The sequence below is a fragment of the Sphingomonas sp. CCH9-F2 genome (assembly GCF_001556735.1).
Classification (GTDB): domain Bacteria; phylum Pseudomonadota; class Alphaproteobacteria; order Sphingomonadales; family Sphingomonadaceae; genus Sphingomonas; species Sphingomonas ginsenosidimutans.
In genome coordinates this window covers 1-22121 of the sequence record NZ_LSJO01000330.1, presented here as the reverse complement: position 1 = coordinate 22121, position 22121 = coordinate 1, and the positions used below count along the sequence as shown (strand labels likewise).

15 protein-coding genes, 1 tRNA gene and 1 pseudogene are annotated in these 22121 nt (G+C 68.6%); 8 read left to right on the top strand and 9 right to left on the bottom strand.

The features are described 5' to 3' along the window. Positions 1-892, top strand: an 892-nt coding sequence (locus AX685_RS09655) for a hypothetical protein (protein WP_231738753.1), incomplete at its 5' end; no start/stop codon positions are given. Positions 893-1112: 220 nt separating this feature from the next. On the opposite strand, the gene AX685_RS09650 is transcribed toward AX685_RS09655, so the two are convergent. The 5 genes and pseudogenes from AX685_RS09650 to AX685_RS09630 all read right to left on the bottom strand — a co-directional run. Beyond that, the gene (locus tag AX685_RS09650) at positions 1113-2396 is read right to left on the bottom strand and encodes a DUF5677 domain-containing protein (RefSeq protein ID WP_066487995.1); all 1284 of its coding nucleotides are present in this window, start codon (positions 2394-2396) and stop codon (positions 1113-1115) included. Positions 2397-2401: 5 nt separating this feature from the next. Further along, positions 2402-3091 (bottom strand): hypothetical protein, encoded by a 690-nt coding sequence (locus tag AX685_RS09645; protein WP_197418553.1) that lies wholly within the window; start codon positions 3089-3091, stop codon positions 2402-2404. A 289-nt stretch (positions 3092-3380) separates the two neighbouring features. Further along, the gene (locus AX685_RS09640; protein ID WP_066487991.1) at positions 3381-8270 is read right to left on the bottom strand and encodes an NACHT domain-containing protein; all 4890 of its coding nucleotides are present in this window, start codon (positions 8268-8270) and stop codon (positions 3381-3383) included. A 956-nt stretch (positions 8271-9226) separates the two neighbouring features. Further along, complete coding sequence (locus AX685_RS21575) at positions 9227-9511, bottom strand: hypothetical protein (protein WP_156445748.1); 285 nt, start codon at positions 9509-9511, stop codon at positions 9227-9229. A 1299-nt stretch (positions 9512-10810) separates the two neighbouring features. Continuing rightward, a pseudogene (locus AX685_RS09630) lies at positions 10811-11713 on the bottom strand (aldo/keto reductase); the annotation flags it as partial. A 91-nt stretch (positions 11714-11804) separates the two neighbouring features. On the opposite strand from AX685_RS09630, the gene AX685_RS09625 reads away from it, so the two are divergent. After that, positions 11805-12722, top strand: a complete 918-nt coding sequence (locus tag AX685_RS09625) for a LysR substrate-binding domain-containing protein (RefSeq protein WP_066487986.1) — start codon at positions 11805-11807, stop codon at positions 12720-12722. On the opposite strand, the gene AX685_RS09620 is transcribed toward AX685_RS09625, so the two are convergent. Beyond that, positions 12719-14113 carry an aminotransferase-like domain-containing protein gene (locus tag AX685_RS09620; protein ID WP_231738750.1) on the bottom strand — a complete coding sequence of 465 codons (1395 nt, stop codon included), beginning with the start codon at positions 14111-14113 and terminating at the stop codon, positions 12719-12721. The two genes, AX685_RS09625 and AX685_RS09620, sit on opposite strands and share 4 nt — an antisense overlap. A gap of 110 nt (positions 14114-14223) precedes the next feature. On the opposite strand from AX685_RS09620, the gene AX685_RS09615 reads away from it, so the two are divergent. The 5 genes from AX685_RS09615 to AX685_RS09595 all read left to right on the top strand — a co-directional run bounded on the left by AX685_RS09615 (position 14224) and on the right by AX685_RS09595 (position 17204). Continuing rightward, positions 14224-15072 (top strand): PhzF family phenazine biosynthesis protein, encoded by an 849-nt coding sequence (locus AX685_RS09615; protein ID WP_066487984.1) that lies wholly within the window; start codon positions 14224-14226, stop codon positions 15070-15072. Next, complete coding sequence (locus AX685_RS09610) at positions 15072-15668, top strand: DJ-1/PfpI family protein (protein WP_066487982.1); 597 nt, start codon at positions 15072-15074, stop codon at positions 15666-15668. The genes AX685_RS09615 and AX685_RS09610 overlap by 1 nt, the downstream gene beginning before the upstream one ends. Before the next feature lie 144 nt (positions 15669-15812). Next, positions 15813-16829, top strand: coding sequence for an LLM class flavin-dependent oxidoreductase (locus tag AX685_RS09605; RefSeq protein ID WP_066487979.1), 1017 nt, complete (start codon positions 15813-15815; stop codon positions 16827-16829). A gap of 61 nt (positions 16830-16890) precedes the next feature. Further along, a tRNA-Ile gene (locus AX685_RS09600) sits at positions 16891-16963 on the top strand. Positions 16964-16985: 22 nt separating this feature from the next. Beyond that, positions 16986-17204 (top strand): DUF5818 domain-containing protein, encoded by a 219-nt coding sequence (locus tag AX685_RS09595; protein ID WP_066487975.1) that lies wholly within the window; start codon positions 16986-16988, stop codon positions 17202-17204. Between the two features lie 3 nt (positions 17205-17207). Here the strand turns inward: AX685_RS09595 and AX685_RS09590 are convergent, their stop codons facing one another. Both AX685_RS09590 and AX685_RS09585 read right to left on the bottom strand, forming a co-directional pair. Continuing rightward, positions 17208-18230, bottom strand: coding sequence for a WalW protein (locus AX685_RS09590; protein WP_231738748.1), 1023 nt, complete (start codon positions 18228-18230; stop codon positions 17208-17210). After that, on the bottom strand, positions 18227-19957 hold the full coding sequence (locus tag AX685_RS09585; protein WP_066487974.1) for a HAMP domain-containing histidine kinase: 1731 nt from the start codon (positions 19955-19957) through the stop codon (positions 18227-18229). Before AX685_RS09585 ends, AX685_RS09590 begins: the two co-directional genes overlap by 4 nt. A gap of 208 nt (positions 19958-20165) precedes the next feature. Between AX685_RS09585 and AX685_RS09580 the strand changes: the two genes are divergently transcribed. Then, complete coding sequence (locus AX685_RS09580) at positions 20166-20627, top strand: Lrp/AsnC family transcriptional regulator (protein WP_066487973.1); 462 nt, start codon at positions 20166-20168, stop codon at positions 20625-20627. 60 nt (positions 20628-20687) lie between these two features. Here AX685_RS09580 and AX685_RS09575 read toward each other — a convergent pair whose 3' ends face one another. Then, a complete protein-coding gene (locus AX685_RS09575) occupies positions 20688-21962 on the bottom strand; it encodes a hypothetical protein (protein ID WP_066487972.1) in 1275 nt (424 codons plus the stop codon). Positions 21963-22121: the final 159 nt, after the last annotated feature.

The window sequence follows — 22121 nt, the reverse complement described above, 5'->3', positions numbered from 1 at the left end:
ACCACATCATCGCACAGCTACGCTGGTGCGGAGGTCGTCCACGACATCACGTCACATCCAGCGGCTAGAGGCGCTCAACCTCGGTGGCGGTGACGCCATCCAGCCCATGATCGAAAGGTTGACCCTGCCGTCACGGGCCGGATGGAGCGCCGTCCCGGCAGGTGCGCTCCCAAACGACTATGACCTAGGCAGGTTTGACCGGCCGCAGTCGCTCATCGGACGACCACTGCTCGCGATCGACGACGAGGACGACCCGTTGCTGGCCGTCGCGCCGGCGGTCATCGAGCGGGCGGCGATCCACAACCTCTCCGGCGCGTTCGACGGTAGCCTGCAGGACCGCTTCTGGTCGAGCCAGGCGATGCGCAGCCATGTCGGGCGTGCCTCAAACGCCGCCGGCAACACCTTCAACGTGCGGGTGTCCGAGACCCTTTGCGCGCTGGGCCTCGATGCCGCACCGGGGGTGGCTCCTTGGGCCGCGCTGAACCAGAAGGCCACTCCCGTGATGAAGCTCTTAGGAGACATCGACGTGCTGGCGCTCAGCGATGACCGCAAGCACGTCTGGGTCATTGAAGCTAAGGACATCAAGCTGTGCCGGACGCTCGCCGAGACCGCCCGGCGGCTTTCGGAATACCGCGGCGTGCCCCGACACGACGGAAAGCCCGACAACTTGATGAGGCACCTGAAACGAGCGGCACACGTCCGGGCGCATGCCGAGGCGCTCGCCCGACGCTACAAGCTCCCATCGGTGCCGCACGTCCACGGTCTCGTCGTCGTGGACTCGCCGCAGCCGATGGCGTTCGTCGAGACGAACCCATCTCCCGACGCGACGTTCGTCAGGCTGAAGGATGTCGGAGGAATCGACTGGAAGCCGACTGGGCGGGGCCGCCGTTGAAGCGCCATCTCGCTCTTCCAGACGAAGCCACCAGTCAGCGCACACCAGAACATGGCACTGACCGGGCGGGACATCCAATGGGTCTCGACGTCAGGCGCGCCCGAATGGCCGCGGGTACTCGGCATGCTTGAAAGCAGCGCGGGCCGCCTTCTCCGTCGCGGCGGCGAGATCCGTGAGCGACCTCCTGGTCACGTTGCGTGCACAGGTCGAAGGCTGAAAGTCAGACGCGGCGGGCGCCAGGCCTCGCCTTGACGTGGACGAAGCGCCGCTGCGGCCCCCGCCTTCGAACGGAGCGGTCGAGGGCGCGCTGCTCGCGTCGGGCGATGCGCCGTGCCACCTGATACCAAAGGCGTGCGACCTCGTCGCGCAGTCGGACCAGCGCGAGGCCGAAGGCGACGTCGTCGACGTCCCTTGGTTCGGCGCGGAGCAGACCGGTCACCTGCACGATGGCCTGGGCTGTGTCAGCGGCGGGCTCCTCGAACCCGGCGACGAAGACGCCAGGCACGTGAGTGGTCGGATCCCAACGGTGCACCGGCTGCTCGAGCACACCCGAACTCGCATGCGTGTCAAACGACGCAAGGCGGTATCGGAGCTTCAGCGTCAGACTGCCGGCGGCTTCCTGGAGATGGTGGAACTTCGGTTCACTCGGGATGCCGAGCTGGCCGCTGGCCCAGCCGTACATGCCGTTGAAGGTCCTGCCGTATCGCTTCACCGCCGCCGCGTGCGCCCGCTCGATCCCGGCGGTCCGCCGCGCCGGCAGGGCCGCAACGTCGGCGACGACCGCAGAGCGCCGGTGATCGTCAAGCGCACGCTTGCGCTCTACCGCCTCATGGTCGAAGTAGCGCTCAGCCAAGTCGTCACCCCCTTCGGCGATCAGCGTCGCGGTGACCGCTACCTCGTGCATGGTCCGCCAGCGCGCCTGCGCACCCTCGGCAAACCCGTTCTCGAGCAGCAGCAGGATCTCCCGGGCGATGCGGCAAGCGCGTATGTGCAGTCGCGCCAAGGCCTTCGCCCGGAGGTGGCCCCGCTTCTCCCGACCCAACAGATGCGCGACGTTAAAGCCGTCACCCTCCTGTTCGCAGAGCGCCACCAGCATGCGCAAGCGGTCGAGCGGCTCGCTCCAATCCGCTGCGATCCTGGTGCGCGTCCCGACACCCTCGTCCTCCGGCGGCAGGGCCGTCCACTGCTCCGTGAAGCCGTCGGCGAGCTTCGCCGCCATGTCGTCGATCATGTCGCGGATGAACTGCGGCAGCCCCCCGGCGAACAGTTCGGCCGCGCGCGAGATGCGCCGCATGTCCTCCTCGTCGATGGAGAGTTCGAGCTCCCCGCCGTTCGCGAAATCCACCCCGTCGCTCTTCTCCTGCAGGACGGCAGTCGCCAACGTCGTGACGAGCGCCGCATCGTCGATGCCGGCCGCCTTCAGCTTCTCGGCGACGACGCGCTCCAGCGCCAATCGAGGGAGGTCGGCGATGGCCCTGTCCACGGCATCCTGCAGCGCGCCCATCCTGATTACTCGCCCGCGGCCGCGATGGTCAGGTCCAAGCGCGCGATGCGCGTCCGGAGCGACCGCACCCATGCCTGTTGCGCCCCCGAAAGCGCGCGGTAGGCGCGCTGCACGTCCCCGACGCGAGCGGATGCATCGACCTTTGCCCGGGCGCAGTCGGCAAGAACCTTCGCCCACTCGTCATCGGTCAGGTCACGATCTTCGTCCCGCTGGTCATTGTGGTCCGCCCAGTGCGCCATGCCGAGCGTCGCCACGAGCCTGTCCAGCGCCGACTTCAAGGTCCGCTTGCCCTCCTCGATCTCGGCGTGCTCCGTGCCGGCGAGCACGACTAGGTACCAGTCGAGGATGTGGCTGAACACGCTCTCAAGGTGGAACGCGGCCTCGGCATCGATCGGCGTCGCCAATCCGACTGGGTCGCTGGTCGCGTCCTGAGCGCGGCGCAACGGATCAGCGATTGCCTCGTCGACGCGCTGGTAGCGACGAAGCGTCGAGCGCAAGAGGTCTGCCAGCGTTTCTCGATGAGAGATTCGCGTCTGCAGGTTGGTGTCCCGCAGTTGTCGCCAGACTGGTAGCGCGGCGACGATGGCCACGCCGATCGCGATCAAGCCCGTGACCAGCGTTTGGAAGTCGTAGAGCAGGCACGTCAGGCCCCGAAGAACGCAGCCGGATGTCTGTGCGCAATAGGAGGTCATCATGGTCTGTGGACGATACCTTTCGCGCCGCTCCCCACCAAGGAGCCTGTTGGCGAAGCGCCGATCGACCGCGCCCATTTAGGCAACAGCGCAATCCGCAGCAGGACATCCCATGCGGTGCTTGCCAACGATACCGTTATAGATTCGCGAATTGGACGGCCGGCCGGCGGTCGAGGTGCGCGGAGTTCCTGACGCGCGAACTTGGCTGAGAGGCGGCTTTGCGCGATTGGCCCGCGATATGCCAAATGCTTCCGCGGCGGCATGTGCGGTCCAACTCATCCAGCGAGGGCCTTCAGGGCGTCTCCAGTCCGGCCGACAGCGCGTCGAAGATTGTGGCGCGCGCTGTCCTCCACCGGTCGGCAACGGCGTCGAAACAAGCGACGGGCACCGAGCGACCCGTTCCCAGAGCGCGCAGCAGGTCGGTGCACTGGTGCCGGGCGTTGTCGCTCAGGGCCCCCGCCGACCCCAGGTAGCGCGAGGCGCTGGCGGCCAGGCTCGGATCTACATCCTTGCGGATCGTCGCTTCTAGAAGCCCGACCGCGTCCACGTCGGCGCGCAGTCGGCGCTCAACGGCCTCATTGACGATGCCCTGCCCGTCGAACTGACTGTGCATCCGGCGCAGCACCATCGAGCGCACCGTATCCACGAAGCTGGCAGAATCCGAACGGTGCGCCGCCAGGTGCGCGGCTACGATCCAGTAGCCGAACTCGCGATTGTGGAGGGTCAGGTCGATGCCGCCCAGCGTGTCCGAGCCCGGATGGTAGACCGCTAGCGCCGCCGCCAAGGCGACGAACGGACGCGCCTCGAAGCGCGTCTCGATCTCCCGGCGGATCGAGACGTCATCGGGAAATTCGTTCCGCAGGAGGAGCGCGATCTCGGCGTTGTCGGACGCGCGGTCGTTGCGCGAGTCGGGCGCGTCGATAGCCTGGAGGCAGCGTCTAAGCAGTAGCTCTCCGCCGGGCTGGACCGTGGCGAGGCCGCGCAGGGCGGCGGGCGTGCGCGGGATGGCGTCGCGCTCCGCGTAGTCGACGAACTCCTCCTGCGCGGCGGCGGAAGCGTTTGGCGATGACGCCAGGATCTCGGGCAGCCGGCTGTCGGATCCGAAGCTCCGGAAGCGCTCCTCCAGCCCGTCCCCGAACGCCTCCCGGAATTCGGCAAAGCGCTCGCAGACGAGGCGCTCGACCGTGGGTATCGGATGCATGAGGCGACCCGTCTCTACCGCGACGGGGCCGCGCTGGTCGCGAAGGACGGCCAGCTCCCGAAGATCGCCGGTTGCGACGAGACCGACCAGCGCGGTGGCTCGTCGCGTCTCGAAGTCGGGCCCGACGGCCGTCGCAGCGGTGAGCAGCGCGGCGCGGTCGCGCGCGGGGTCGTCGGCCGGATCATGGGACACGAAGTGCGCAAGGGCCATCCGCGCGCGAAGCTCCGGGTCGCTCTCCTCCTCCCATCGCGCAAGCGTGCGCCGCAGCGCGGAGCCGGAACCGCCGGTCGTCGCCGCCTCGACGATCTGAGCGCGCAGGTCCGACGCGAGCGGCGACAGCGCCTCTAGGATCAGCGGCGCGACCTCGGTGTCCTCGCCGAAGCCAGTGGCGAGCGCAGACAGCGGCGGCTCATGGCGGCGCAGCCTCTCGAGCGCGAGCTCCCGGACGCGAGGGTGCGCCGCGAAGCTCTCGAATAGGCGAGAGGTCGGATCGTAGACGCCCTTCGCGCGCTCGCCAGGCATCATGATGGCGGCAACGGCCTCGTCGTCGCCGCCGTCGCACCCGCACTCCTGGAACCCGACGGCGAGCAGGTCGCGTCGGACGTTGGCGACGCCCGCTAGGCGGAGCAGGCGTTCGCGCGCGACGCCTCGGTCGGGGATCAGCTGCGGGACCAGCGCGACCACGTCGGCCAAGTCTTCGTCGGGTCCGTCCACGAGGGCGTCGAGCGTCGGGCGGACGTCGGGATGGTCGCGCCTCCAGCCCGTCAGCATCGCCAGCACCGCCCAGTGGCGATCCATGCGCTTGGTGCCGGCGACCACGCCAACTAGCATCTCTGCGAGCTCGTGATCGGCGACCTGGGCGACGTAGCCCTTGAGGTGGTGCAAGTTGATTAGCCGGTTCTCGGGCACGAGCCAGTGGGCGTTGGCGGCGGCCCGGATGCGATCGTCCGCCTTTGCGAACCGGCCGACCTGCCACCAGGTCCTGTCGTCCCTGGCCGTAACAAACGGGTGGTCCAGCCCGAGCTCGGCTAGGATCCATTCGCGCACCTCCAGGCGACCGGTCGGGCACTCCAGGACGTAGCGCGTCGCGAGTTCCAGCTCCCAGTTCGAGTCGAACGAGCGCCCGGCACGCCGCAATGCGCCGGGCACGAGGTCGTCGTCGTTCGGCCAGAAGCGCAGCAGCATGCTGCCGGCGAGCTCGCGATAGGGGTAGGAGAGGTCGGACCAGAAGGACTGGGCCTCGAATGCCTCCCGCTTCGCCTCCGTCGGCGTCTCGCCGCGGCTGGCGAGCCCGAGCCGCCCAACAAGTCGGAGCTCGGCGCTTGACGACCGGCTGGCGGCCTCGAACGCCTGATCGGCGCCCTCGTGTCCGGCCCAGCCGTGCGCGAGAGCCTCGACCATGGCGACCGCCGCCTCTAGGTCGTTGCCTGTCTCGAGGCCGTGCAGGAGGAGGTCCCTGGCCGCGTGATCGCCTCGATGCGCCTCGCCGAAGGCGGCCGCCGCCGCCCGCTGCACACCCCGATCCTCGTCCTGGAGCGCGCGCCACAGCGTCTCCGTCACCTCAGCCGACGGCTTCCATCGACCGAGCTGCTCGATCGCGGATGCGCGGTAGGGCGCGCGGTTCGGCAGCCAGCGGCGCAGCCGCGCCTCGACATCGGCCGCGAGCGCGGGCTCGGCGACGCCCCGGAGTACGGACGCAAGCGCGTCACTCCGGTCGGCCGGCCACGCCCCCGCCTCCACCCGGTCCATCGCGCTGAGCGCCAGGCGCCGGGCGGTCGCCGGCGCGCGCGCGACCGAACCAAATCCGACCTCGCCCAGCAGGCTGGCGCGCGAGAGGCGGACGATCTCGTCATCGCTCGACCCCTCCACCACCGCCACAAGACGATCGAACTCGTCGCGCCGGCGCACGGCCGTGAGCAGGTGGAAGAGCACGTTGCGCCAGCGGCTCTGGCCTGAGCGGTCGCGCACGAATGCCTCGATCGCGTCGAACGGCCAGCCGCCGACGTGCTCGGCGCAGAGGTACTCCTCGAAGCTCAGGTGAACGAAACCCACCTCGCCCGCCGACTTCTCGACGAGCAGCCCCTGCGTCTCGGCGTTGACGGCCGTCATCTCCTCCGCGACCGCCTGCGCCTCGTCAGGTCGCATCGAGAAGCCCTCCGCCGCGGCAAGGAACTCGGCGATCGTCCGCCGTGCTGTCGCGAGCGGAACCGAAGCGCCGCCGTCCATTCGGAGCGAGTGGGCGAGCTTGGCGAGCGCCGCCCGACGCTGCTCGGGATCGCGCGCGTGGCGGAAGCGCGGCTCGGTGTCGCCCGAGGCGGTCGCGCGGTTCGCCGGATGCACCTCCAGCAGGATGCGGGTGAGCTGGTCGTAGGCATCGTTCCTCGTCCGGGGCAGGATGCGACCCCGCAGGGCGAGGGTGACCAGCCCGACCAGGAGGAGCGGCGTCGAGGCGAGCGAGGCGAGCCCGGGCTCCCGGGCGAGCTCCGCCATGAACCTCGAGGCGCGGGGGTCGAGCGCGGTTCTGCCCGGCTGTCCCGACTCGGTCGTGGAGTACCGGCCGAACCAGCGCGCGGCGATGTCGGCCTGCTGGGCCTCCGATAGCGGGGCGATCGAGGCCCGCCTCCAGGAGCCGGGCAGCGCACCCACGCGATCGAGGCCGCGCGGACGTCCCGAAACAATGAGCGGGACGTCGTGCGTCTCCACAGTCTGGACCAGCGTTGAGAGCGTCGAGCGGGCCGCCTGCTCGCTCGACCACTCGTCGAGGCCGTCCACGAGCAGCAGGACGCGACCGTCGTCTATCGCGCGATCGAGGAGATTGACGAGGTCGGCGGTGAGCACCTGCTGGAGCGAGCGCCTGACCACCTCCTTGACGCCGACCGGCGCTCCGGCCCGCCCGACCTCGGCCGCCCAGCGCGGGAACGGCAGGTAAATCGGCAGGCGATCCGCCCAACGTGCGGTTAGCTCAGGGAATGCGCTGCCCTCGTCTAGCAGGTCGAGCGCGATGACGCGCAGCAGCGTGCTTTTGCCAGAGCCGGCGTCCCCCAGCACGACGAACCTCTCGCCGCCGTCGAACCAGGATCCCGCGTCGATGCGCCTGTTCCGCCGAAGGTCCAGGCTGGGCCGCGCGCGCGTGGTGTCCGGGATGAACGTCTCGCCGGATGGCCCTTCCGACCCGACGGCGTTATCGCCGATCGTGGACGTGTCCGTCCTCAGGACGGCAGGAGAGGCCTCGGCGACGAGCAGGTCGGGCCGCGCGAAGCGCTCGCGCAGGGTGAGTGCTGGACGAACTTCGTCGTCGACCACACTCCCGAAGCTGCCCGGATCGACGAAGTGGAACTGCGCCGCGTAGGCGCGAGCCACCTGGGCCCGCACGCGGGCCATCTCGTCGCCGTCGAGCCGAGCCCCCAGGCGCCGGACCTCGTCCGGACCTAGCAGCGCCTCGACCCAGGCGCGGCCGAAGAAATCGTCGACGAGGGTCGGGTGTGCCCGGAGCGCCACGCTCAACGCCTCGCCGTCTAGGACGGCGAAAGTCGTTCCCGCCGAAAGCAAGCGATTCGCCTGCCGCTCGATCTCTTCCTGAACGGCCGTAGTACCCATGTCCGCCTGCACGGCCAGTAGGAACTCGTCGGAGCGGCTCGCCCAAGTGCCGCCGAGGAACAGCTCTACGGCGTCCCTGACCTTCGCGGGGCCGAACGCCTTCTGCCTCTTCGCCTGCAGGCACAAGTAGGCGCCGTCGCGCTTGCGGGCGAACACGTCGATGCCCTGCTGGGCTTCTCCACTCGCGCCGTAGCGTGCGCACCGCTCGACGCGTGCATCCGTCGCGACGAGTCTCAGACACAAGCGCTCGAAGTTCTCCCAAGACAGATACTCGAAGGGCAGCCTCTGGACGCGGGTGCGCGTGGGCCGACGCGCCGGGATCCCGTTCGGCGGCGCGAGTAGGCTCAGTGGGACGGCGGCGGTCGGCGCGATTGGCATGCTCATCGCCTACCAGCGATCGCGATGCCGTTCACCTGCCAACCACTACGGCGCCAACGCGTGGCCCGCGGAGCAAACCGAGTTCCGCTTCGTGATTGCAGAAGACGAAGGGGGCAAGCTGTGCATCAATCGATGGAATGTCCTCTCTGTTTGTAAGTTTTCGCATCCTTGCGTAGAGTGCATCGATGCGAACACACATGGATCACCTGACCGCCCCTAAGCGGCAGAAGCTTGTGGATTTAGTTTCGGTCCTTTTCGATAAACTCGAGCGTGCGCGAGAGGGAAAGAACGCGGCTTTCGCCAAGTCCTGCCGCATTCTTAAGATCGTGCTGTTTTGGCTCTTATGCGCGCGGCAACTGAGTCGCCGATCGCCAAGGTGGCTACTTTTCTGACTTCGACATCCTTGTTGTCTCGATTGTGATCCGTGAGCGCGACGCTGAAAGGTGTTCCTGAACGACGCAGGTTCTGGATCGTGGGCATCCTATTTGGCGCACTTGCCCGTAGCCGGCACCGTCGAATTCCTCATCCGACGTCCTTGGAACACGACTGGGAGTTCGCCGCGTCCGGCGGCAGCCAGCGCCGGCCGATTATGGCGGACGATGCGCTCCTCCCATAATGGCCACCCCGCGCAATCGACGCCGCGTGCACAATTGTGCCTAGAATTGTGCTTTCCGGTGTGTCAGTAACGCCTCATCGCCGCGGTTCGCGCGGCGAAAGGCACGGTTTTCCGCCGTTTTCGGAAGACGAGCCATTAATCGGTTGGGGATCCTGTCTCCCCGACCAACTAGCGCTAAGCTGTTGATTCCACGTCGCCAACCCGGCGATCGGGAACCGTTGTACCCATCGCTGTACCCATCGGGGGCGATGACGTGGGTTTGCCGAACCTTAAACTGCGTGGCGGCAGCTATCATTGGCGGCGCAAGATCATGGTGGCGGGCCGCCCGCTGCCGCTCTCGATCTCGTTACGGACGGGGAATTATTCCCGTGCCCGCGCTATATCTGCCCGACTGAGTGTCGCAGTCGAGGGTTTGCGCATGGCCGATGGTCAGTTCACCGGCATGAGCCGCGAGCAGATAAAGCAGGTGTTCAGCGACGCCTTGCGTTGGCAGCTCCAGCGCATCGAGCAGGATCAGGTCGGCAGCCTCGCGGACCCGGGCGACCACGCCACCGCGAACTCGCTTCATGCCGAGGCATGGGAATTCCTCGCCCGCGGCGGTGTCGCTGCGCGCTAAACGCTCGACGAGCATCAGCGCCTCGTTGCGAGCGGCTGGAGTTCAGCACAGGCCAAGACTGTGGCGAACATCATCTTCGACCTCCAGAATGGCGGTGCCATCTCCGGCGACCAGGTGTCGGACTATAGCCAAGCCTTTGGCTTCCCTGTCATGGCCGAAAGCGTCGCGCGCGTCCAACGCCTCATCTGCAAGGCGAGGGCGGCGGCGTGCCGCGAGGCGACGGCGCGGCTTTCCTGGGGCGAGGACGAAAGCGACGCGTGGATCGACGCAGCACTCCGCGACGACGCCCCCTTTGCCTTTGAACGGTCTAAGCTGGCCGCGGCGCCAGACGCCGGCACGCCAGTGCCATCCGGTCCGACCTTGGAAGACGAGCCGACGCCCCCGCTACCGGTCCGCCCGAAGATGTCCCTGATCAAGGCTAGCGAGGAAGCGATCGCCGACCACCAGAAGGACGGGGACTGGGACACCGACACCGTCAAGCAGGTGCGGACCGCGATCCGCCTGTTCGACTATGCCTGCGGCACCGGCATCATGATCGAAGACCTCGAGCAATCGCATGTCCGCGCCTTCACCAAGCTGTGTGCCGCCCTGCCGAACCGCTGGGGCCGGACCCGCGAGGAGCGTGCCGGCGGCTTCGAGGCCAGCCTTGCCCGTGCCGCGACCCTACCCGCGTCTGAAGTCGGCCTCGGACAGGTGACCATTAACAAGCATCTGACATGGGTGACGTCGGTCCTCGACCATGCCGCAGGCGAGGATGGCGATGAAACGGGGCATCGGCCGGCGGTCCCGCTTCTGTTCAAGACGGCGCGAAAGGGTGCGGGCAAGGGTCCGCGCAAGGACCGCAAGCGCAAGCGTGACAAGCGCGCCAACTGGACGAAGGCCGAGGTCGCACGTCTGCTGTCCGCGCCGATCTGGACGGGCGCCAAGGGGATCGACCACCGGCTGACACCCGGAACCGAGATCATCCACGACGCCTGGTACTGGTTGCCGCTCATGCTGCCCCTGTATGGCGGCCGCAGCTCTGAACTCGCTGGCCTAGGGCTGGCGGAAGTTCACGAGCAGGATCCGATCCCCTATTTTGTCATCGACTATACCGAGGATCGCCCCCTCAAGAATGTTCAATCGATCCGCAAGCTGCCCATCCATCCCGAACTGATCCGGCTGGGTTTCATCGACTATATCACCAAACTGCGTCGTGCCGGCTGCACGATGCTCTTCCCCGAAATGGTGTCGGCCGACTCGCCCAGCTTCGCGGGCACCTTCTACAAGACTGTCTTCATCAAGTTGCGGCGCTGGGCGTTCCCCGAGGGCACCGCCGAGATTGTCGCGCAGCTGCGCCTCGTCGCGCGCGCCGATGATGACCGACGCCACGGTCGGCCGCCGCAACAGCCAGTTGATGGCGACCTGCGGCACGGTCTTGCCCGTCTCCCCCGCCACCGCCTCCAGCGCATCGACGACGCGGTAGAGATGCTCGTCCTCGACCGGCGGCGCGAACTGGACCGTCTCGTGGAGGCGACTGCCCGCCGGGATCGGCCGCCCCCGCCCGATCTTGCCGGTCAGCCGACCCCAGCCGAGAGGGCTCCAGACCATTGCGCCGACGCCCTGATCCGCCGCCAATGGCATCAGATCCCATTCGTAGGCGCGGCCGATCAGCGAGTAATAGACCTGATGCGCAACGAGGCGCGGCCAGCCATGGCGGTCGGCGAGTGCTTGCGCCTTCATGATCTGCCAGCCGGGATAGTTGGAAACGCCCGCATAGCGCACCTTCCCGTCCGCGATCAGGCGGTCGAGCGCGCCCATCACCTCCTCGGTCGGAGTGGAGGCGTCGAAGGCGTGAAGCTGGAGCAGGTCGATCCGGTCGGTACCGAGCCGCCGTAATGCCGCCTCGACCGCGCCGATCAGCCGCGCGCGCGACGCGCCCCAATCCTGCGGGCCTTCCCCCATCGGCAGGCCGGTCTTGGTAGAGATCAGGACTGCGTCGCGCCGGCCCTTGATCGCCTCACCCAGCACCTTTTCCGACGCGCCGTCGGAATAGACGTCGGCGGTGTCGAACAGCGTCACGCCGGCGTCGAGGCAGATGTCCACCAGCCGCCTCGCCTCGGTCGCGTCACTTGTGCCCCAGGCGCTGAACAGCGGCCCCTTGCCGCCGAACGTCCCCGCCCCGAACGACAGCGCTGGAACGCGCAGGCCGGACGTTCCCAATTGCTGATATTCCATGACACCTCCTTTGCGAATGTCATCGTCTGGCGCATAGATGACCAGTGAGACAGCGCGGCGGAACCACCTGATCGCGCAAAGGAACTGTGACTTGGATGCAAAGATAATTGGTAATGACGATCGCGCACGGTCGCTCGCCCTGTTTGCGTGCGTCGTCGACGAGGGCAGCTTCTCCGCCGCCGGACGCACGCTCGGGCTGACGCCCTCGGCGGTGGCGCGGGCCGTCGACCGGATCGAGGCGCGGCTGGGCGTGCGGCTCTTGCTCCGCTCTACTCGCGCGCTGACCCTCACCGCCGAGGGACAGGCCTATCTCCTCGCCGCGCGGCGTATCCTGGCCGATCTCGACGATGCCGAGCAGCAGATCGCCGACCAGGGCGCACCGCGCGGACGGCTGCGGATCAGCGCGGCGCTGGCACATGGACGGTTGTGCATCGTGCCGCTGCTCGGCGACTTCGCACGCGCCTATCCGCATATCCTGATCGATATCGCGCTGACCGACACGTTGGTCGACGTCGCGGCGGGACAGGCGGATGTCGCGATTCGCTTCGGGCCGCTGGCCGATAGCGGCCTCACCGCGCGCAAGCTCGGTCAGTCCGGCCGTGTGATCGTCGCCTCGCCTGACTATCTGGCGCGCGCTGGTACTCCACGGGTGCCGGAAGACCTGCTCGCCCATAACTGCCTCAGCTTCAGCTTTCGCCGGGCCGAGCCGATATGGCCTTTCCGCCGCGACGGCCGGGACTTCGCGCTGAGTGTCGAGGGCAATATCATCGCGAACAATGGCGAGATGCTGGGGCAGCTCGCTTTGGACGGGGTCGGCATCACCCGCGTCGGTCGCTTCAGCGTCGCCGCAGAGATCGCCGCCGGGCAGCTCGGGCCCTTGTTGGAAGACTATAACCCCGGCGACATCGAACTGATCCACGCGGTGTTCGTCGGCGGCTCCACTACGCCCGCCCGCGTCCGGGTGTTCGTCGATTTCCTCGTCGAGCGACTGGGCGGCGGAACCGGCTAGCGGCGCTGAAACGCGGTCTCCAGAAAGGCGTAAAGCCGATCGTCATCGCTCATCGCGACGTTGAAGCGCATGTGATCGCGCCATCCCCCGCTGGTGCTGAAGACCGGCCCCGGCGCCAGCACGATCCCTTGCGCAACGGCCCGGCGGGCAAGATCGACGGCATCCGCGCCACCCGGCAGCCGCGCCCATAGGAAGATGCCGGCCGCCGGCTCGATCCACGGCTCGACACCGACGTCCCGCAGCCGCCTCGCGACCCTGGCGGTCGCGCGGGCCAGCCGTGCCCGAATGCCCTCGACATGGCGGCGATAGCTGCCATCGGTCAGCACGGTGTGGAGCAGGTTGGCGGTGAGGGGGCTACCCGCCATCGACGTGGCGATGCGCAGGTCGGCGAGCGCCTCGACCCAGTCCAGCCGCGCCGCGATATGGCCGCACCGCACCGCTGCGGACAGCGATTTCGAGAAGCTGCCAATGCGGATCGTCCGGTCGAGGCCATCGAACGCGGCCAGCCGCGGCGACGACGTATGTTCGAAATCGGCGAAGATATCGTCCTCGACGATGACCATGTCGTGCGCATCGGCGATCTTGAGCAGGCGGTGCGCGGTGGCCGCCGCGAGCGATCCCCCGGTAGGGTTATGGACGCCCGAGTTCGTCAGATAGAAGCGCGGGCGATGCGTCGCGGCAGCCTCGGCGAAGGCGGCGACGTCCGGCCCAGTTGGCGTCATCGGCACGCCGATCACGTTGGCGCGATGTGCGCGCAGCAGCGCCAGAAAGTTGAAATAGCAGGGATCGTCGACCAGCACGGTATCGCCGGGCTGAAGCAGGAAGCGGCACACCAGATCGAGCGCGTGTGTGCCGCTATCGGTCAGCAGAATCTGGTCGGGGCCGGCCTCAATCCCCTGATCCGCCATCCGCCGCGCCAGCAGCGTCCGGAGCGGATGAGAGCCGCGCGGCGAGGCATAGCCGGCGAGCGTGCCGTCATCGATCGTCCGCGCGGTGCCACGCATCGCCTTGCGCAACGCGTCCCCGGCAAGCCAGTCGTCGGGCAGCCAGCCGCATCCCGGTTTCAGGTCGTGCCGATCGTCTCGCAACGATTGGCGCAGCATCCACAGTGGATCGACCTCGCGTTCCGGCACAGGCGCAAGCCGGTCGAGCGTCAGAGGAGCGAGCGGCGCGGCGACGTAGAAGCCCGATCCAGGCCGCGAGCGGATCACGCCATCCCCGGCCAGCCGCTCATAAGCCTCGACCACGGTCGAGCGCGCGACACCACTCGCCTCCGCCATGGCTCGGATCGACGGCAGTCGCGCGCCGGGCGTTAGCGTCCGCGCCTCGATACGATCGCGGATCGTCCGCGCCACCATCGCGGTGCGGGTTTCGTCAGGCCGGGCTGCCACCGTGTTGCATCTTTCACCAATACAGTTTGGTCACATCGTATCTATCCGTGCCTGTTCGCGCCAGTCTGCGCACGGTTACGTGGTGGCATCATCAACAGGAGACATGCCCCGTGACCCGCCCCTTTCGCCTCGTCGACGTGTTCGGCACCGACCCGCTGAACGGCAATCCGTTGGCCGTCATCGCTGACGCAGAGGGACTGTCGGGCGAGGAGATGCAGCGCATGGCCAACTGGCTGGATTTCGCGGAGACGACGTTCCTGCTCCAGCCCGACGACACGGCCGCCGACTATCGCGTCCGGATCTTCACCCGCGAGCGCGAATTGCCCTTCGCCGGACACCCGACGCTGGGAAGTGCGCATGCCTGGCTGGAGGCGGGCGGGCAGCCGAAGCGGGACGGCGTGGTCGTGCAGCAATGCGGTGTCGGGCTGGTGGCGATCCGCCGTGACGCGGATCGGCTGTCCTTCGCGGCCCCGCCACTGCTGCGCGGCGGCACGCCCGACGAAGCGGACCTGAAGCGGGTCGCGGACCTGTTGCGGATCGATCGGGAGGCGATCGTCGATGCCAGTTGGGCGGACAACGGACCGGGTTGGCTGGCGGTGATGCTGGCGTCGGCCGACGCGGTGCTGGCGGTCGAACCTGCCTGTCCGCCGGCGGGATCGCAGCGGTTGAACGTCGGTGTGGTCGGGCCGCACCGTCCGGGCAGCGAGGTGGCGTTCGAACTGCGGGCGATCATCTCGCCGGGCCACGGCAGTCTGCTGGAAGACCCGGTGACCGGCAGCCTCAACGCCTCGGTCGGCCAGTGGCTGTTCGCGAGCGGCCGGGCGAGCGGCGGCTACGTCGCCGCTCAGGGCACGCGGCTGGGGCGAACCGGGCGCATCCATGTCTCGCATGACGACACCGGACAGGTCTGGGTCGCGGGCAAGACGCGGACGTTGTTCAGCGGTTTGGTGCATGGCTGATGCAGGTCGCAATCCTCACCTTCGACGGCTTCAACGAACTCGACTCCTTCGTCGCCGCCGCGATCCTCAACCGGCTGCGCTCGCATGGCTGGACCGCGCACATCACCGCGCCCACCGAGACGGTGACGTCACTGAACGGCGTCACCGTCCACCGCCAACGACCACTCGAATTCGTCGAGGAAGCGGATGCGGTCCTGATTGGCAGCGGCGTCCGCACGCGCGAGATCGCCGCGGATGCGGCGATGCTGGCGCGTTTGCGGCTCGACCCCACGCGGCAGTTGATCGCAGCGCAGTGTTCGGGGACGCTGTTGCTGGCCAAGCTTGGCCTGATCGGCGACCTGTCGGCCTGCACCGACCTCACCATCAAGCCGTGGGTCGTGGAAGCGGGCGTCACCGTCATCGATGCGCCGTTCGCCGCGCACGGCAACATCGCGACCGCCGGCGGCTGCCTCGCGGCACCCTATCTTGCCGCCTGGATGATCGCCCGCGGCGGGTCGTCCGATTTAGCATGCGAGGCGCTGCACTATGTTGCGCCGGTCGGTGAGAAGCGTCGGTTCGTGGACCATGCCTTGTCGGTGATCGACGCGGCGACTTAGCGTGCACGCCTAGCGGCGGCGGCAACGCGAACGTCCGGGGAATCGCAGGCGAAGTCCTATGGCCGAACGCGCCTTCTCGCGCCGAAACGATCGGTTTCGCGATCGGCGGCGTGCAGCCGCCCGCGCCGCGCCTATATCGGCAACATGAAAAAAATCGGTTTCCTGTCGTTCGGGCATTGGTCCGCCTCCCCCACATCAGCGACGCGATCGGCGAGCGACGTGCTGTTGCAGTCGATCGACCTCGCCGTCGCCGCGGAGGAACTGGGGGCGGACGGCGCCTATTTCCGGGTGCATCACTTCGCGCAGCAGCTCGCCTCCCCCTTCCCGCTGCTGGCGGCGGTGGGGGCAAGGACGTCGCGGATCGAGATCGGCACCGGCGTGATCGACATGCGCTACGAAAATCCGTTCTACATGGCGGAGGACGCCGGATCGGCGGACCTGATCGCGGGCGGGCGGTTGCAGCTGGGGATCAGCCGCGGATCGCCCGAACAGGTGGTCGAGGGCTGGCGCTATTTCGGCTACGCCCCTGCCGAGGGGGAGAGCGACGCCGATATGGGGCGCCGCCATGCCGAGGTGTTCCTGGCGATCCTGAAGGGCGAAGGCTTCGCCAGGCCGAACCCGCGCCCGATGTTCCCCAACCCGCCCGGTCTGCTGCGCATCGAGCCGCATTCGCCGGGGCTGCGCGAGCGGATCTGGTGGGGTTCCGCCTCTGACGCGACCGCGGTGTGGGCCGCTCAACAAGGGATGAACCTGCAAAGCTCCACGCTGAAGGCGGACGAGGGCGGCGAGCCGTTCCACGTCCAGCAGGCTCGGCAAATCCGCGCGTATCGCACCGCCTGGGCGGAGGCGGGGCATCAACATGCGCCGCGCGTTTCGGTGTCGCGGTCGATCTTCGCGCTGACCAACGACCAGGACCGCGCCTATTTCGGGCGGGGCGACAGCCGCGACGAGGTGGGCGTGATCGACAATATGCGCGCGGTGTTCGGCCGCTCTTATGCCGACGAGCCGGACCGATTGATCGAACAGCTGCGCGCTGACGAGGCGATCGCGGAGGCCGACACGCTGTTGCTGACCGTGCCCAACCAGCTGGGCGTCGATTACAACGCGCATGTGATCGAGAGCATCCTGACGCATGTCGCGCCCGCGCTGGGGTGGCGGTAGGGGACGCCCCCGGACGCCCTTGCCAGCGGGCCGGGCCTACCGCTACGGGAAGCTCGACGGGGGGCCTGTAGCTCAATGGTTAGAGCTGGCCGCTCATAACGGCTAGGTTGCGGGTTCGAGTCCTGCCGGGCCCACCGTCGGTCGGAAAGGAACGGCATGGACGCCAGCGACGATGCGGCCTGCGACCGCCGCATCTGCGAAAGCGGGCTGCTGGTGCGCGACGGCGCCACCTTCGTCCTGCGGCGCGATGCCGGCGAGGTCTATCGGCTCGACCTGCCGCGCGTGCCCGTCGACCATGTGCAGAAGCGCGTGCGCATCACCGGCATGCTGGAGGCGGACGGGCGCGTGACCGTGGAGGGCGTCGCCCCCGCGTGATGGTCAGACGGCGCGGATCACCTCGTCCAGCGTGACCGGCGCGAAGCCGTGGCGTTCGAGCGCGTCGAGCACCCCGCCCCACCAGCGATGGAAATGCGCCAGATCCGCCGCATCGCGGACATAAGGCGTGTTGCCGGGCACCAGCGAGGGCGAGTGGAACGCCAGTTGCAGCAGCCGCGCGCCGTCCCGCGCCGCCCGGCGGATCGCGCGGACCGCGTCGGGCAGCGGCGTCCCCTCCGGCGTCAGCGGCACGCGCGAGAGCAGGCCGGTGCGCGCCAGCACGCCGCCGCCGCGCGGCACGCGTGTGGCCGCGGGATGAAGCCAGCGGCCGGCGCGGTGGAGCAGCCCGGTATAGACGACCGACAGCGGCAGTTCGATCACGCCATCGACGGTGCGGAACGCCGCGCCGTCGACGCCGGTGAAATCGGGGCCGCCATGGTCGCGGTAATCGAAGCGCGCACGCATCGAGGCATCGACCGCGATCCCGCGCGCCGCCAGCAGGCGCAGCGTCGCCGGACCCAGACCGTAGCGGCCGGCGCGGTACAGCCGCGGCGCACGCCCGAACGCGGCGGTGAGCGCGCCGAACAGCTCGTCGATCTTCGCCGCCTCCACCGACTCCGGCAGATTGCCGGCGAAGGACGCCAGCTCGCCCGGCACCTCGACCTGGGGCGGGTTGACCCAGGGGTGAAGCTGGGCGCCCGCCTCGCTGCCATCGGTCAGCAGCGGCGCGATCAGCGCCGCGGCCGCCGGATCGGTGGCGACGGGATGATCGACGACATAGACCGGCGCGACGCCGCGGGCGCGCATCGCGACGTGCCATGCGGGGAGCGCGGCGACCGCCGCGACCTTCCGCGCCGCGCCGGAAAACGGCCGCGACCAGTCGAATTCCTCCTCCACATCGACGGTGACGAGGAAACGGCGGCCGAACGATGCCAGCCAGCGAACACATGTCGCGGGATCGGTGGCGAAGCGCAGGCGATGCGCCGTGACGTCGACCGGCGGGAAAGCGGCACCGGGCCCGATCACGGGGCGAACGTCGATGCCAGCTCCATGTCGCCATTCAATGCCGCGGGCAGCTCCAAGGTCAAGCGATCCGCGCCGAACATCAGCCGCCCGCCCAGTTCCGCCGCCAGATTGCGCGCCAGCCGCAGCGCGAAGCCCGCCCCCAGCAGCGGCGCGCCTTCGTCTTCGCCTGCATCCTCGTCATCGAGGGCGAGGAGCGCGGCTTCGTCACGGTCCACCAGGGCCGCGGGACGCGCGATCGACAGCGCCAGCCGGTCGCCCTGCGCCGCGACCGCGACATCCAGCATCTCGCTGGGAGCCACCATGCCCAGCAACGTCGCGAACAGGCGGGACACCAGCCGCTCCGCGGCGTGCGAATCGACCGACCAGGCGCCCGCCACCGGGGCCGGCAGCGCGAGGCCACCGCCGCGCAACCCCGCCAGCGGCGCCAGATCGTGCGCGACCCGCGACAGGAGCGGCGACACCGCGACCGTATCGGCGCGCAGGTCGAGCGCGGAACCCTCGATCCGCGCGGCAAGGTCGAGATCCTCGATCGCGCCGATCAGGCCGGCGACATGCCGCCGGATCGTCGCCGCGCGATCGCGATAGGCCGGCGCGACGGGGCCCAGCAATTCCTGTTCGATCAGTTCGGAAAAGCCCGCGATCGCATTGGTAGGCGTGCGCAGTTCGTGGACCAGCCGCCGCAGACCCTCCGCCCCCGCACCGGGGCGCGCGGCGGGCGCCGACGACGGCATCCGCGGCGGCGCGGCGGTTTCCTCCGCGCGCGGGCGGCGCGCGCGGCCGCGAAAGCCGATGAAGCTGCCGGTCGCCTGATCGAACACCGGCACGCCGGAAATCCGCCAGTCGCCACCAAGCGCCGATTCGCCGGGCACCGCCAGCCGCGCATCGGTGAAGGCCGCGCGCTTGCGGAACGCGCCCGCCGCGACGCCATCGACGCTGAGCGCCTGTCCGCCCGCGCTATCATGGCTGAGCGACAGGCCGATGATCGCACCGCGCGGGGCGCTGTCGATCCAGCGGATCGTGCCCGCGGTGTCGGTTTCGAAGCGAAAGGCGCGGACCCCCACGCTCGGCCGCGGCGGCGTGGCGGGCGACGGCGCGACCGGTGCGGGTGCCGGCGGGGGACGATCGCGCTGGAACGCCTCGATACGATGGACCAGATCGGCGATCTCGAACCGTTCGGGCGGTGTGTCGGCGACGTCGTGCGCCGCGGGCATCGCCGCCGCGACCGCCGCCAGCGGATCCTCGACCGCGGTTGGCGCAGGATCGGCGGGCAGCGCCGCCGGCTCCGGGATCGCAGGTCCGTCATGACCGAGCACGAAATCGGTCGCGCCGAACGCATCGAGCGCGCGCATCACGCTGGGCGGCAGGTCGCGGCGGCGGCGCAGGACGCTGCGGCCGAGCGGACCGACGCGCGGCAACAGCGCCTCCCAATCCTCCGGCTCCAGCCGCGCGGCCAGCAGGGTGGCGCCGACCACCTCCGGCGCGTCCTCCGCGAACAGCGCGACCAGCGCGGCAGGCGGATCGGCCAGCGCCAGCCCGCGCGCGCAGGCCATCCGCACCTCCAGCGACACCATGTCGCGCAGCGTGCGCAGCCGGTCGAGCAATTCGGCATCGGCGGGCGCGCGTCCGCGCCCGATCAGGTCGACCAGCTGGCGGAACGCGGCACGCGCGCCGAAAGCGGTCGAAACGTCGGCGGCCAGAACGGTCTTCAGGCTGTCATCGAACCGCACGAACGCGCCTACCTCTATCTCGTGACCGCAGCGCGTGAGCACCGCTGTCCCCCACCTTTATGCCGCCGACGGCGCGCGCGATACGGGGCAGTTGCGGGTTACGGTGCAAATGTAGCAGCTTGGCACAATTGCGTTCGAGCGTAATTTTCCTGTAGCGAGACTTTCCGAAGCTATCGCGATGATGCGCGATCGGCAGATGTGAGGCGTAATGACCCTGGACCGGATCGACCGCGAAATCCTCTCGCTCCTGCAGGAGGACGGCCGCATGACCAATGTCGAGCTGGCCGAACGCGTCGGCCTGACCGCGCCGCCGTGCCTGCGGCGCGTCCGAGCGCTGGAGCAGGCGGGGGTGATTCGCGGCTATCACGCCGAATGCGATGCGGCGCAGCTGGGCTTTCCTATCACCGTCTTCGCGATGGTCAGCCTGCGCAGCCAAGCCGAGCACGACCTGGAGGCGTTCGAGGCGCATGTCGCGGCGATCCCTGAGATCCGCGAATGCCACATGCTGAACGGCGAGATCGACTTCATCCTGAAGATCGTCGCATCGGACCTGGAGAGCTTCCAGCGCATCCTGACGACCAAACTGACCCCGGCGCCCAATGTCGCGAGCGTCAAGTCGTCGCTGACGATCCGCACCGCCAAGTCGCTGGTGGGCGTCCCGATCGAATAGCAACAAAAAAGGGGCGACCCGTCGCCGGGCCGCCCCCTTTCGTCATCGTCGCCGGATGCCTCAGCCGACCGGCGGGTGATCGAGGAAGTCGATCCACCATGCGGCGATGTCCGAACGCGGCGGGGTCTTCACCGCCTGGAACGCCGCCTTCGCGCCTTCCTTGTCGCCCGAGCGGGCCAGCGCGATGCCGAGGCGGGTGTTCACGGTGTCGGCGTCCACGCCGCCCTTCTGGAGCGCGACGCGGTATAGTTCGACCGCCTTGGCATATTGGTCAGAGCCGAGATAGGCGTCGGCGGTGCCGGCGGCGAGCTTGCCGTTCGCCGCCGCCTTGGCCTTCGTCTCCAGCCCCGACAGCGATCCCTCGTTGCTGATGAAGCGGTTCGCTGCAGTCAGCAGGCCGGTGGCATTGGCGCTGTCGGCCGGCACCTTGCCCGCGGCCTTGCCCTCGGTCAGGATCGTCTTCGATTCCCACGGCAGGCCGACGTCGGTCGCCCATTGCGCGTAGATTTCGTAGTCATACTGGTCCGCCAGCGACTTGCCGAGGCGCAGCAGGCGATACAGGTCGATCTTCTGCTGCTTGTCGAGCGTCACGACCGACTGCGGCTGGATGCCCCAAAAGACGACCATGTCGCGCCAGTTCTTCATCGTCGGATAAGCGGCGAGATAACGGCGAATCCACGCCATCGTCTCCGCATTCATCTTCTTCTGATTGGTCTTGGCGATGGCGTAGCGGTAGATGTCCTCGGTCGGCTTCTGGCCGGCGGCGGTCTGCGCATCGACCATCTTGGTCAATTCGGCGAGGCCGCCGGCGGTGTCGCCCGCGTCCATCTTCAGCTTGACGATCTGCAGCGGCAGGTTGGGATCGGTGTTGCCCAGCTGACGCGCCTGTTCGAAGAACGCCGCCGCGCCGGCATTGTCCTTCTTGTTCGCGGCGATGATGCCGCGCTGATAGGCGTAGCGCGCCTTGTCGGCCTGCGGCGTGCGCGCATTGGCGATAAGCGCGTCGAGCGGCGCGACCAGCGCATCGGCGTTGCCGCCGCTGTCCATGCGGATCGCCTCGAGATTCAGGCGCAGTGCGGCCGCGATATACTTTTCGTCGTCGGTCTTCGCCGCCGCCTCGACCGCGGCGACCAGCGGGGTGGCTGTCGCCACGTCCTTCGCCGCGAGCGCGGTCTGCGCCTGCGCCGCGGGGCCGCGGACTTCATTGCTCAGCTTCAGCGCCGGGGCGCCCGCCTGCTGCTTCTCTTCCTTCTTCGCCAGTGCCGGCTGCGCGACCAGCAGGGTCGCGCCACTTGCCAGCAGCGTGGCCATCAGGGCGTTGGAAATGCTCTTCATCGACACGTCTCTCCACGGATAGATCGGGCGCGTAACGCTAGATGACGGCTCTAGTGTCCGCGCTGCTGCTGTTCAAGGAATCACAGGTTGCGAATGATGGCCGGCCGCTGAACCGCGATTGAACGTGCGGGTGGTGCGCGATACGGCACCGCGCATGAT